The following is a 13,302-nucleotide window of genomic DNA, read 5'->3' on the forward strand; positions in this document are numbered from 1 at the left end:
ACGACACGTTCAGTGCGCGCTATGTCATCAGGCAAGGATGGGCGTCCAAACCTTTTTTCCCCCGATTTGTCTGCCTTGTCTTGCAATTGCCTAAGCCTACGTTTGCGAGATAACATTGCATGACAATTACGCGAGCTGCTGAATGGACCACATCAAAAAACGATCAGTGGAAGAAAAAACCTGCAACCCAAATACTCTTTTATTGCAGGATCCTTCGCAGTTCCGCGAGCTTTCCCAATGGGATGTCGAATTACGCCAACTCGAAAAAGGAAACATGAATTCGGCGGTATCTGTTTGGGCGGGGACTGGTCTCCAAATGATAGATTTGTCGTTTGACAAAGCCGTGTACCAAACCGGTGTATCTCGCCCCGACATTCTGGCGTTTGGACTACCAGACAAAGGGAGTGTACGGACTTGGCTTAACGGCTACCCCTCAGACACCGCTCTGATGAATTTTGGTAGCGGGGACCCTTTTGAAGGCGTGAGCAATTCAACGCTCACAGGCCTGACCTTTGGCATCGACATCCGAAGGGCGGAACGGGTCGCCGACGATTGCGGCCTTGATATCAGCACTGTGCGAAAAAATGCTTCGCGTTCGTTCGTGGGTGATGCTGGCAGATTTCATTCTCAGATCAAAAACAAAGCACGTTTTCTCATAGGTTCCGAGACAGGCCCCAGCACTGAAGGTGAAGAGAGCGATCTGATCCTAGAGCTTCTGGAAATGCTAGTGAACGATGAGAAATGGAGTGATAGAGGCAACAGCAAGAACAGAACCCGCTTGGCGCAAAAGGCAGTTGAATTCATGCGTGCCCATTTGATGGACAACGTTTCAATTGGAGAAGTATGTGCAGACACCCAAGTATCCGCATGTACTCTTCGTCGCGCATTTCAGGAAACTTTCGGTGTAAGCCCCAAACAGTTTTATCTAAGAGCCCGTCTCGGTGCAGTACGCCATGAATTGGTATCCTGCTCGCCAGATCAGAGTATATCGGACGTCGCAAATTCCTTTGGGTTTTGGCACATGGGGCAGTTTGCACGAGACTACAAGGCATTCTTTGGGGAACTACCGACTCAAACGTTATCCGGCAGAATGAACTGAAACAGAGCTTGGTAGCAGTCTTAGGCGCAAAGTTTATGTTAAGCCATTCTTGTTGCGGAGCCAATGTCAGATTTCCGTGGTTATGACCTGCTCCCCATAGAGTCCGCGTTAATAGGTTAGCTCTGTTCAGGTTTTGGTCTTCCTTTGACCGGTTAGCATATTCTTGTGGCGTCAGACCAGCGAGGCTGGAGTGAGGCCGGTTGTAATTATAGTCGGCGCGCCATGCCGCAATCGTGCGGCGGGCATGGTGCAAAGACGGGAACAGGTGTTCGTTCAGGCATTCCTCGCGCATTCTTCCGTTGAAGCTTTCCACCAAACCGTTCTGCATTGGCTTTCCCGGTGCGATGTAGTGCCAGTCGACCTTGCGGTATTCCTGCCATTTCAGCATCGCGTTGCTGGTCAGCTCAGTTCCGTTGTCTGAGACCACCAGGCAAGGATAGCCACGCAACTCGGCGATCCGATCCAACTCACGGGCGACACGCGCACCGCCGATGGAGGTATCTACCACGGCGGCCAGACATTCTCGGCTGAAGTCATCAATGACGTTCAACACACGGAACCGGCGGCCATCCTCCAGCGCATCCGACATGAAGTCGAGCGACCATCTCTGATTAGGCCCCTGCGGGATCGCCATGGGTGTCCTGGTCCCCACTGCGCGCTTGCGACCGCCGCGTTTACGGACTGTTAACCCTTCTTCGCGGTAGAGGCGGTACAGCTTCTTCCAGTTCACCTCCCAGCCTTCACGCTTCAGCAGGATGTGCAGGCGGCGATATCCGAACCGACGCCGCTCGGACGCCAACTCCTTCATCCTGGCGCGCAACGCGGTGTCGGCAGGACGCTTCGACGTTCGCCGATACACACGCGGATCGACCCCGGCCAGCGCACAAGCGCGTCGTTGATTGTAACCCTTGGTCTTCATTGCCCAGTCCACGGCATTCCTCCTTGAACCAGGCCTCAGAAGTTTTTTCCGAGCATCTCTTTCAGCGTCGCCACATCCATCATCTGCTCAGCCAGCATCTTCTTCAGCTTGGCATTCTCGGATTCCAGCGTCTTCAACCGGCGGGCATCCGATACTTCCATGCCGCCATACTTGGATCGCCATTTGTAGAACGTCGCATCGCTGATACCGTGCTTACGGCACAGTTCCTTCGCACCAAGTCCAGCTTGATGCTCCTTCAGAATGCCAATGATTTGCTCTTCGCTGAAACGGCTTCTCTTCATCGTCTGTCTCCTTCGTTGGAGAACAGGCTAACCTCAAACTGAGGACTTTTTAGGGGAGCAGGTCAGTTAGCGACGCTGAGATATTGGCAGAACGAGGCCTAACTTATCCGCAACACGAGAACTGCAAAGTTGGAATTTGAAGGTCCGCTTCGGGCTGCCTCCAGTCACTGTTGCGAACGGTGGCGAACGCTACTTCGAGCCTAACGCCGCTAATTCGCTGGAGCGGCAAACTCTCTATTCCGAATTTGTATTGGGCCGCAGCCAGCGTTGATACCGCCACGGCCCGCGTAGTATTGTGTCAATTCGTTGGGGTCACATCGACCAAAGTGGGTTCGCGATCACCGCTGGTTTCAAAGACGATCATCTCGTCTCCCATTGCTCCGAAGTCAATCTGCTTCATATCGACCATGTGCACCGTTCGGTCGTACATCGTGTGATAGTAGTAGACGAGGTTCAGGGAGTCCGCAGCGGTCGTGATCTGTGTTGCGCTGTACAGCAGATCGTCCGATTGCACATCGTCTTGAGCACCTTCCGCGGCATCGGCAGGGATATTGAAGTTATCCAAAATGCGGAACGCCTCGCGTACGGTGTCATAGCCACCTTGCGTCTCCCGCGCCGTCTGGGAAAAGGCGACTGCGCGGACAAACCGGGATGGGGGTGTGAAGTCGCCTGGCAGCCCTATCATGCCGCTCCCGGCGCCAAGGGGCGCGAAGGTCACGCCGCTTGCCTCAACTTCCGGAAGCCCGAGGGCCGATAGGTTTACGTAATTGTTTAGGTTGGTCATGTGCCAATCGTAGTTTGGCGAATTAGTGATCACCCCAAGCGGAGCATCGAAAATCGTCAGTTCGCCATCAATGTACTCAACAACGATCCTTCCGCCGAACCGGTCAGCAACCAACATATGAAATGGGAAGGGAAATCCGAGTGTCTCATCCACAACCCCGACGACACGGACATCCGCCAACCCGGTGGCAGCCTCTTCAACCGTCTCAAACTGGGAAAGAACATAGCTAGCGAGCAGATCGCCGGGAATCGTGTTGTCGGCAAGGTCAGGATCGTACTCCTGATACTCAGTAAATCCGGGCAGATAAAACAGTCCGGCGGTCAGTCCAGCTTCGTTGATCCCATCTGCGGGAGCCCCATGATCCAACATGCTGATACCGACCATCCCAAAACGGCCCGTCCAGTTTGCTCCGTCTTGCCCATCTGGCATTTCGCCTGCGGAATACGTGAAACCTCGGGGAATAATGTTGATCTTTGTCTCAAGATCGAACGGCCCCCATTCGGCGGTCCTAGCGCGAACGATGCTTCCATCCTGCCCCGTCAACATGATGCCTGTACATCCCCATGCCATCGATACAGAAGCTACAAAGGCTATGGCTGCTTTTGGCAGTGTCCGAAAAATATAAATTTGACGCATGGTCGTTCTCCAATTGGACTGGTCTCATGAACTCACTCGACCAAGCTACCACACCGGTTCTCAAGTTGGATGAAGTTTGCATGATCTTCAAATAGGCGAGAGAGACCGCCTGTTCCGTCGCTCGGGCTTTGCAAAGTCCGACCCTGAATGTCCGTCTTGGGCTGCCACCAGCCCATCATGCAAGTCGCAGAGAAATGTAACACGAGCCCAGAGCGGAAGTGCAAAAGGCAAACTTTGCAATCTTACGGCGGACGACAAATTCACCCATCACACAAAGGTTGAGTTTTCTCCAGCCGAGCGGTTACGCTCAAAGTCCGTCGCGTAGCAATTGCATGATCTCTTCCAAAGAAAACTTGTCTCAACACTTTAGCGAGGTTCCAAATTGCGTAGGTTTAGCAAATTCAACCGGGGTGCTCTGGCAGTTGGTTTCCTCTTATATTCACTGATTGCTTCACCGCTTGATGCGCAAGAGGTAGTTCCAGTGACCTATTCGCTGGAAGCAGGCGTGGTTTATGGACAGGGGGTCGTGACGAAAGAGGGTAAGAAGGTTTCGCGCGACTTGTGGATGGACATCTATCATCCGACCGAAGCCACAACCACGCCGCGACCCGCTGTAGTCCTCACCTTTGGCGGCGCATTCCATCGCGGCAGTCCGCGGCTTACGTTTCAATCGGGTGGTGCTCAGGATACCTCGATGGGCAATTATTGCCGTCGGTTTGCCGCGCGGGGCTATACGTGCTTTGCAATCGACTATCGGCTGACACCCGAAGGGCCTGTGCCGTCAGGGGAAGGGTATCAAGCAGATTGGATCGCGCCCGACAGTCTGTTGCCTCTATTGCCCCAAGCCAACCATATTCGGGGGACTATGGACCTGCCGCCGCTTGATTTCAGCATCCCCGAACAAGAGAAGACAATGGTTGATGGCGTGATCTCAGCTGCCGAAGACTTGCGCAAAGCGGTGCTGCATATCCGGGAATCCGCTGCCACTTACAGTATCGACCCGAACCGTATTGTGCTTGGCGGGTTTTCCGCAGGCGCAGTGACGTCTTGGAATGTTGCGCATGGCATGGGGGTTCCTGTCTCTGGTGTCTTTCTCCTGTCCGGAACTGACGCCGGGTTTGACGTGAACAAGGCGGTTACAGCTTCGTCAGACAGACCGCCGATCCTCATGTTCATAGGGCAGTATGATCTGCCGGGCGCGTTGTCTTCAGTTCCCCTCCTTGTCGCTCACTACGAAGAAGTCGGTGTGGAGCATGAGTTCGCCTGGGTGCCGGGCTTTGGCCATTTCTATCCTGCTGGCGCAGCCAGTTTGGGCGGCGATGCAGTGAGCATGTCTGTGGAAGGACGGATTACCGAGTTCCTCGAACGTGTCATTGGCACCGGGCAATGACGTCAGGCAATGTCATTCAGAGGCGCTGTCTATGAAAGACGAGACGCAACTTCGTCGGCATCTAGGAATTTGCAAAGTCTACGTTTGAATGTCTTCTTTGGGGCTGCGACTAGCCAATCATGAAAACCGCAGAGTACGGCGGCATAGAGCCCATTTCTACCGATGCTGCGTTGCGCGCGAATTAGCAAGAAGCGGCAATAGCCGCCATTCTGAAAGTCATCTATCGGCAGGTGGAGTTACCAGAAAACGGTTAGCTCCCTCCTTCGAAAACAAGTCTCTCAGGCTTTCAATGAAATATTTCACAACACGGCGTGGATTGTCCGGCAGGTATCCCAGAACAATTTTCAATGGGTCAGCAGGTGGGTCCAATGGTACTTCCACGACTTTTTGCCCTGCATAAGTCTCATGCGTTTTGGGGCGCATATGCAGCAGTGAACACCCAACCCCTGTACCAACCAAACTGCGTACCATTTCGAGTGTTGTCGCTGTGCAGGCGACATGTGGAGCGACATCGGCTGCTTCAAACAACCGGCTGTAATAGTCGCTGATCACAGGCAGATCGAGAAGTACCATGGGTTCGTTGTTCAGATCGGACAAGGAAACGCCGGTTCTGGATGCAAACGCATGCTGCTCCGGAACAAGAAGATATGGAGGCACCTCAATCAGGGTCTCATAGATCACCCCAAGGGCCCCACTTTCAGCAACACAAAGGATCACATCAAATTCACCGGACAGCAGCCCAGCTTGCGCTCTCTGGGTGTCGCATTCGATGAACTTGATGTCGACGCGCAGGTTATCAGTTAGAAGGTCACGCGCGATGGTAGGCAGAAAGGCTGGGGCAACGGGGGCGTAGTACCCGACGCGCAGGGTTCCGATCAATTGTGTTCGCATCTCTGCGCCCTGGCTCATAAGCGCTTCATATTCATCCAGTAGATGTTGGATGCGGGCCATGAGAAGTTTCCCAGTCGATGTGGGGGCAATCCCTTTTGAGCGATGCCGCACTGTCAACTGCAATCCAAAGGCCTCTTCCACCTGGTTGACCGCTGCCAGCACAGCGGATGGTACGACATTCATCTGCTTGGATGCATCGGTAATGCTGCCACTGTTTGCGGCTGCCATGAAGTATCGCAAGGCTTTCAGGCTGGTATCCATGGCTGTTCCTAATTCACTAAATATGAATTTAGTATTTCATATTTTCTGTTTTTCAAAAGATATAATTCGACCGATACTTGGTTTTAGTAGTTTGGAAGTCTTGGAGGTGGCTCATGCAGGACCATGCGCGCGTGGTTGTCGTCGGTGGCGGCGTTGGTGGATTATCCGCGCTCTACCATCTCTGTCAGGAAGGTTGGAGCGATGCTGTCTTGCTGGAACGCAACGAACTGACCAGCGGAACCACCTGGCATTCGGCGGCGCAATGCCCAAGCGTGGCATTCAATCAACTGCTGCTTCTGCTGCGGGACTACACGATCAAACTCTATAAAGAACTGGCCGATGATCCGGCTTATCCGATCAATTACCACCATGCCACCGGCGGTATGCGTTTGCTGACCAATCCCACCCACTTGGATGAGGTGCATCATATCATGTCAGTGGCGAAAGGCTTGGGAATTGACTTTGATCTTCTGGATGCCGCGGAGGCCAAGCGGCGCAACCCTCTTTTGAACACCGATGGGGTGTTGGCCGCGATGTGGGACAAAAAGGACGGTGATATCGATCCCGCGCAGCTATGTCAGGCATTGGCCGCGCGGTCACGCAAAGCCGGGGCCAAAATCCACCGGCACACGCCCGTCACAGCGTTGAAACAACTGCCCAATGGCGAATGGCTGGTCACAACCGGCCAGGGCACAATCACCGCCGAGCATATCGTGGTCGCGGCTGGTTATCGTGCCAATGAAGTCGGCGCGCTGATGGGCATCGAATACCCTGTCATAGCGATGGAACACATGTATTTCTTAACCGAAGACATTCCGGAGCTTGTTGAACGGGAAACCCGCGTGCCCATGGTACGCTGCCCCCGCGACACCTTCTACATGCGACAGGAAAAGAAGGGACTTTTGGTCGGCATCTACGAACATGACTGCAAGACGTTTGGCATGGACGGGATCGATCCGGATTTCGTCAACGCACTTTGCCCGGATGATCTGGACCGCCTTTTGCCAAAGATGGAGCCAATCTTTGAGCGTCTTCCCTGTATGAAAGAGGTCGGCATCAAATCGGTGGTGAACGGGCCGATTACCTATGCATCGGATGCGGGGCCACTGGTGGGCAAACAACCAGGCCTGCGCAACTGCTGGTCCATGATCGGGTTGCGCGTGGGCATCGGCGAAGGCGGCGGTTATGGCAAAATGATCGCACAGATGATCGTACATGGCGAAACCGAATGGGACACATGGCAGCTTGACCCACGTCGGATCACCAGTTTTGCCAACACCGAATACACAGCATTAAAATCCATCGAGGATTACCAGAACGAGTTCCGCTGGCACCTGCCTCATGAGCATCGCCCAGCTGGACGTCCCGCAAAAGCATCGCCGCTCTATCCGGTGCTCAAAGCCAAAGGCGCGGAATTTGGGGTGGTCAATGGCTGGGAGCGCACGGAATTCTACAAACCAGATGCCGAATTCGAGCCAACACATGGCTACGCTTTCCAGAATTGGCACGATGTTGTTGGAGCCGAGATTGAAGCCCTTCGTTCTGGTGTCGGACTGGCTGAGCTTTCGGGTTTCAACCATTACCGCATAACCGGCAGCGGAACGTTGGAATGGCTCAGCAGCCTGACGTGTTCAAAGGTGTCGGACAAAGCAGGCAAGGCTAATCTGTGTTACTTCCTGACGCCAAATGGCAACATCTCAGGCGAAGCGACAATTGTGCCAATGCCGGATGGAAGCATCTTCTACGGCTCTGCCGCGACAGCGGAATACCACGATATGGACTGGCTGAACGAGCGTCTGCCGAAAGGGTCGGATATTCGCATCGAAAGCCGCACCAACACTCACACGATGATGATTATTGCCGGCCCAAAGACTCGTGATCTGCTGAAGGCGGTTTCACCTCGTACAAAATGGGGGCAATCCGACTTTCCCTGGCTCACCGCGCAACGTGTCTTTATCGGCCATGTCGAGGCATTGGCCATCGCCATTAGCTATTCAGGTGAGCAGGCATTCGAACTGCATATACCCAACAGTCAGCTCTATGCCGCCTACGACGTCCTGACTAAGGCAGGCGAAGCGTTTGGCCTCGCGCATTTTGGTATGTTTGCAATTGACTCGATGCGTTTGGAAAAAGGCTATGGCCACTGGAAAGGTGATTTCATCACCGAATTCAATCCGATTGAAGCTGGGCTGCATCGTTTCGTGGATATGAGCAAGGAATTCCCTGGAAAACCGGGACTTCAGGCGCAAATCGAAGCCGGGAACCGTAAAGAACGGGTTATGTTGGAACTCCATAGCAACGTGGGCTCCGCCCAACCGGGCGAGGGTGTATTTGTGAATGGCAGATCGGTCGGCTCCATAACATCAGCGGCCTGGGGTTATCGGACGGGGAAGAACCTTGCCATGGCGTATGTTAATCCGAACCATGCCGAAATCGGCAAGGAACTGGAGGTTCTGCTGATGGGTGAAGCCACCCGAGCCACGGTTCTTCCACAGTGCCAGTTTGATCCTGAAAACACTCTGCCCAGAGGTGTCGCATGACGGAAACTCCCAAACGCCGCACCCGAGCCGGAGGTCGTGCTGCGCGTGTGGCATCGCGCCAGAATCCGGGCGATGAGGTTCCAAATCCAGCCCCTTCCGGTTTGCCCGGCGGTCAATACCGCCCCCTGACCGACACGCAGTGTGCCCAGATCGTCGACGCCGCTTTTACCTTGCTGAGCACTGTCGGCATCGGCGACGTGCCTGAGCAAATCAAGAAGCTGGCAAAAGAGCGTGGATGCGAAATCGATACCGAGGGTCGTGTGCTCTACTCGCGGGGTTTCCTCGAAGACATCATTGATTCGACGCCGAAATCCCTAACCTTGTTTGGCCAAGATCCAAGACATGATTTCGAGGTCAAGAAACAGGATGTCCGCTTTGGCACCGGCGGTGCAGCCGTGCAAACGCTTGACCTGGATACAAGTACGTATCGCCCTTCTACCCTACGCGACCTCTATGACTTTGCCAGACTGGCGGACCAGTTGGACAATATCTGCTGGTTCACCCGCTGTTGCGTGGCCACGGATGTGCCCGACATCTTTGATCTGGATGTCAACACGGCTTACGCCATCGCAAGTGGCACGACAAAGCCCATCGGCAACAGTTTCAGCTTTGGCAGTCATGTAGACGCCTGCATCGAACTCTTCGATATGATTTTGGGCGAGCCCGAAGCCTTTCAGAAGCGCCCATTTTGCAAGGCACATATCTCGCCGATTATCTCTCCCATGCGCTACGGTGAAGACGCCGTTGACGTGGCCGAAGCAGCACTGCGCCACAACATGCCCGTCAACACGATCATCGCCGCCCAATCCGGTGCGACGGCACCAGCGCCGTTGGCGGGGATGTTGGCACAATCGCTTGCTGAAACCCTTGCCGCACTGGTCTTGATTGACTTGTTGAAGCCTGGGCATCCTGTCATCTTCTCCAATTGGCCATTCGTCGTCGACTTACGGACAGGCGCATTCGCCGGTGGTAGCGCAGAAATGGCCATCCTGAATGCTTGCTCTGCTCAGCTGACGAATTCACTTGGTCTGATTTCCGGGGTGGCGGCATCTATGACGGATTCCAAACTGCCCGACGCGCAGGCTGGATATGAGAAGGGTCTGACAACGCTGGCAGCAGGACTGGCCGGTGGAAACCTGATCTATGAATCCGCCGGTATGTTTGGCAGTCTTTTGGGGGTGTCATTTGAGGGATTTGTAATCGACAACGATATCCTCGGCTCGGTTCAACGCATCGTGCGCGGCGTCGAGGTCAATGGTGACACCTTGAACCTGGAGGCCATCGAACATTCCATTCGCACAGAAGGCCACTTTCTGGGAGGTGATCAAACCCTGGCAGCGATGCAGCGCGATTACTTCTATCCATCCCTCAGCGACCGTGAGAGCCCCGACGCGTGGGCCGAGGCGGGTAAGACTGACATGCAAACGCGCGCCCGTGAGCAGGCTCGGCGGCTCCTGAGTCAGCATTTCCCGTCGCATATTGATCGCGCGACAGATGACCTGATCCGGTCCCGATACCAGATTCATCTATCTCCGCAGCATATGCAGTAACTCAGTCAGTTAGATCGCATCCACTTAAAAACTTGCAGCGTGGTATTTAGCTGAGAATTCGGACGCAATGTGCACTTAGGAGACATTGGTTCGCATGCAGCGAACTGGTGCTTTGTCCGCTTCTCGGGATTTGCAAAGTCTAGTTTTGAATGTCTGCTCCAGGCTGCGACCAGCCAATACGCACACCACAAAGAACGGCCACTTTGAGCCCTTTTCGACCATTTCCGCGCTGCCGACGGGCGTCAGCTTTAGGCAGAGGGTATCGGGAAGGTTGAGAAAGCATCGTCCTGCGGCGCGTATCCCAGAACATTGCAGGTTTCAGTCAAATCAAGTCGCTTAAATCGATTGTTGGAGATGCCATGTGCAATGAAACTCCCTTTGATCTCAGCTTGGATGGCGCGATTAATAAGGTGAGTTGCATCCCGATGACTAAGCCACGCGCTGAGATCGCGCTTGGTTTCAAGCGGTGGGCCGTCAGCACGCTCGAACGCCCCTATTCGCAATGAGACACAGGACATACCGTGTCGTGTCGCATAGAGTGAACACAGTGCTTCCCCATAACACTTGGAGACACCGTAGAGATTGGCCGGAGCGATTGCCATCCCCGGCACGATTTGCCGGTCTACAGGGTATCCTTCTATAGTTTGCGCACTGCTGGCGAAGACAAAGCGACTGACCTTTGCTTTACGAGCTGCTTCAATCAAGTAAGTTGTCGCCAAGATATTGGCGGGCAGCACATCGTCAAATTCAGCGTCTGGGTCTGGCACGCCAGCAAGATGCACAACCGCATCCACGCCTTGGCACAATGCGTCAGCGGCATTTACATCAGAAAGATCGGATTGCACAAAGCGATGCGGACCCGAAACGGGTTGCGTGGGTTCCTTCATATCAGTCAGCGCAAACTCATAGCGCTCCTGATACGCGGCAAAAAATGCCTGACCGATCCGACCGGAGGAGCCTGTTACCAAAATCTTCCGCAATTTGTTTCCCCGCAAACGCTACGCCTCGGCGGAAAGTTCTAAAGAGATCACGAGCCAAAGGAAAGCGAACCTTCAGTTAACTTTGTCCTTCGGCAGCAAAGTCCGCATAGCGAGAATTGCAAAGTCGGATTTTGAAGGTCCGCTTCGGGCTGCCTCCAGACATAGGCACGGGAACCAGCGAAGGTCGACTGCGAGCCCAATCTTACCAATGCTGCGCTGGATCCAAATGACAGTCTTGGTGCACAAGCGAACCTTCGTCAGAAGGTGTTCCTCGCGAGTTCTTGTTAGGATCGGGAGGCAAGGATTGGTGCCTCCCGTGAGTTGATTTCTACTGTGACATCCCGCCTTCGGTCGAGATTTGTTCTTCAACATGACCTTGGTTGGTGACGTCCGAACCCCGTGGAGGATAGTCCTTGAACGTAGAAAGGTGGTTTTGAACGATTTTGGCCGCCGGCCCAAATGCCCACATCTTGTTGCCCATCCAGCGGGTATACATCCCGGATTCCTCGGCCGCTTTTTCGTAAGGATCGCGACGCAGGTTGAACAGCAGGGGTGCGTTCAGTTCCTCCTTGGGGCCAGCCCAGCCTTCGGATTGGATCGTGAAATGTGCTTTCCAGTCACCATGGCGTACAGCTTGCAGGTCCGGTCCTTCGTAGTAGATGATCTCGTCCCGGCTGCTCTCGCCCTCACCGGTCAGGAAAGACAGTTGGTTATATCCATCGAGATGCACCTGATAGCCTTCATAGCCTTGCAGCAAGGAGTCCGGCAGATCGCCCGGCCCTCCGGCGGCGGCAACAAGGGTGGGCATCCAGTCAAGACCGGCAAAAATACCGTTACTCACGGTTCCGGCGGGGACTTTTCCGGGCCAGCGAATGATGGCCGGGACGCGGAAACCGCCTTCCCAGGTTGTGCCCTTTTCGCCATGGAACGGTGTTGTTCCACCATCGGGCCAGGTCATGGTTTCGGGGCCGTTATCGGACGTAAAGACAACAATCGTGTTGTCCGAGACACCCAATTCCTCCAATCGCGCCATGACTTTGCCGACGTTGTCATCCAGCTCTTTCATCACGACATCCTGCAAGCCGCGCCCGTCGCCCAGCATGGCCTCGTATTCGGGGCTCAGATGGGTCCAGACATGCGCGCGCGCCGGTGCCATCCAGACAAAGAAAGGCGTATCGCTGTCGACTGCGCGGTAGATGAAGTCCAGCGTGTGGGCTGTCACCTCGTCGTCCAGCGTCTTTTGCCGCTCAGGCGGAGCCGGACCATCGTCGATGATGCGTTGCTTGCCAACCAGACCCCAGCGTGGGTCCACAGTTTCATCGACTGTATCCGTGGCGTACGCGTGAATGATGTTCCGAGGGCCAAATGTGTCGTTGAATTTCTGATCTTTCGGCCAGTCCGGGTCGGATGTGTATTCCATCGCGTTCAGATGGTAGAGCCAACCCCAATATTCATCAAAACCCTTCACCGTCGGCAGGAATTTATTCATATCCCCCAGATGGTTCTTGCCGAATTGACCGGTCGTGTAGCCCAGAGATTTTAGCATGATGGCCAAAGTCGGGTCATTTTCGTTCAGACCTTTTTCAGGGTCTCCGGGCAGGCCGACTGTGTGCATTCCGGTACGAACTGGCAATTGTCCGGTGATAAAGGCTGACCGTCCAGCAGTACAGCTTGGCTGAGCATAATAATCCGTCAAACGCATACCGTCGGCAGCCAGTTGATCAAGATTGGGGGTTTTGATGCTTTTCACGCCCTGATGATAGCTGCCCAGACTGGCCCAGCCGACATCGTCGGCCATGATGACAAGGATATTGGGTTGGTCGGTTCCGGCCAAAACCGGCATGGCAGAGACCGTCGCCGTGGCCAGCGTGGCGGAAACCGCAATAGATCGAAGAATGAACATTATTACCTCTGTGGACGTGGAAGACGATATCGATGGTGGGAATATCG

General features: G+C 54.4%; 8 protein-coding genes and 1 pseudogene. 4 read left to right on the forward strand and 5 right to left on the reverse strand.

The genetic code is table 11. The features are described 5' to 3' along the window. Positions 1-142: 142 nt before the first annotated feature. Positions 143-1,099: a helix-turn-helix domain-containing protein gene (locus tag AC2TDA_RS03860; protein WP_480593641.1), complete on the forward strand. Its 957-nt coding sequence runs from the start codon at positions 143-145 to the stop codon at positions 1,097-1,099. A gap of 124 nt (positions 1,100-1,223) precedes the next feature. Here the strand turns inward: AC2TDA_RS03860 and AC2TDA_RS03865 are convergent. Both AC2TDA_RS03865 and AC2TDA_RS03870 read right to left on the reverse strand, forming a co-directional pair. Then, a pseudogene (locus AC2TDA_RS03865) lies at positions 1,224-2,320 on the reverse strand (IS3 family transposase); the annotation flags it as partial. Positions 2,321-2,618: 298 nt separating this feature from the next. Further along, a complete protein-coding gene (locus tag AC2TDA_RS03870) occupies positions 2,619-3,740 on the reverse strand; it encodes a linear amide C-N hydrolase (RefSeq protein WP_480846805.1) in 1,122 nt (373 codons plus the stop codon). Between the two features lie 481 nt (positions 3,741-4,221). Here AC2TDA_RS03870 and AC2TDA_RS03875 point away from each other — a divergent pair, with 481 nt between their 5' ends. Further along, a complete protein-coding gene (locus AC2TDA_RS03875; RefSeq protein ID WP_480846806.1) occupies positions 4,222-5,130 on the forward strand; it encodes an alpha/beta hydrolase in 909 nt (302 codons plus the stop codon). Between the two features lie 216 nt (positions 5,131-5,346). Here AC2TDA_RS03875 and AC2TDA_RS03880 read toward each other — a convergent pair whose 3' ends face one another. Next, the gene (locus AC2TDA_RS03880; RefSeq protein WP_170519261.1) at positions 5,347-6,282 is read right to left on the reverse strand and encodes a LysR family transcriptional regulator; all 936 of its coding nucleotides are present in this window, start codon (positions 6,280-6,282) and stop codon (positions 5,347-5,349) included. Between the two features lie 113 nt (positions 6,283-6,395). Here AC2TDA_RS03880 and AC2TDA_RS03885 point away from each other — a divergent pair, with 113 nt between their 5' ends. Both AC2TDA_RS03885 and AC2TDA_RS03890 read left to right on the forward strand, forming a co-directional pair. Beyond that, positions 6,396-8,822: a GcvT family protein gene (locus AC2TDA_RS03885; protein ID WP_480846808.1), complete on the forward strand. Its 2,427-nt coding sequence runs from the start codon at positions 6,396-6,398 to the stop codon at positions 8,820-8,822. Beyond that, on the forward strand, positions 8,819-10,372 hold the full coding sequence (locus AC2TDA_RS03890; protein WP_170519255.1) for a trimethylamine methyltransferase family protein: 1,554 nt from the start codon (positions 8,819-8,821) through the stop codon (positions 10,370-10,372). Before AC2TDA_RS03885 ends, AC2TDA_RS03890 begins: the two co-directional genes overlap by 4 nt. Before the next feature lie 248 nt (positions 10,373-10,620). Here the strand turns inward: AC2TDA_RS03890 and AC2TDA_RS03895 are convergent, their stop codons facing one another. Beyond that, on the reverse strand, positions 10,621-11,352 hold the full coding sequence (locus AC2TDA_RS03895; RefSeq protein WP_480846809.1) for an NAD-dependent epimerase/dehydratase family protein: 732 nt from the start codon (positions 11,350-11,352) through the stop codon (positions 10,621-10,623). Between the two features lie 328 nt (positions 11,353-11,680). Beyond that, entirely contained in the window at positions 11,681-13,255 is a 1,575-nt protein-coding gene (locus tag AC2TDA_RS03900; RefSeq protein ID WP_480691749.1) for an arylsulfatase, read from the reverse strand. Positions 13,256-13,302: the final 47 nt, after the last annotated feature.

The sequence above is a fragment of the Ruegeria sp. HKCCD6426 genome, from assembly GCF_057221115.1.

What these genes read in the sequence shown, in the direction of transcription:
- AC2TDA_RS03885 (WP_480846808.1), top strand. Translation starts at nt 6,396, where the DNA reads ATGCAGGACCATGCGCGCGTGGTTGTCGTCGGTGGCGGCGTTGGTGGA.
- AC2TDA_RS03900 (WP_480691749.1), bottom strand. Translation starts at nt 13,255, where the DNA reads ATGTTCATTCTTCGATCTATTGCGGTTTCCGCCACGCTGGCCACGGCG.
- AC2TDA_RS03860 (WP_480593641.1), top strand. Translation starts at nt 143, where the DNA reads ATGGACCACATCAAAAAACGATCAGTGGAAGAAAAAACCTGCAACCCA.
- AC2TDA_RS03880 (WP_170519261.1), bottom strand. Translation starts at nt 6,282, where the DNA reads ATGGATACCAGCCTGAAAGCCTTGCGATACTTCATGGCAGCCGCAAAC.
- AC2TDA_RS03890 (WP_170519255.1), top strand. Translation starts at nt 8,819, where the DNA reads ATGACGGAAACTCCCAAACGCCGCACCCGAGCCGGAGGTCGTGCTGCG.
- AC2TDA_RS03870 (WP_480846805.1), bottom strand. Translation starts at nt 3,740, where the DNA reads ATGCGTCAAATTTATATTTTTCGGACACTGCCAAAAGCAGCCATAGCC.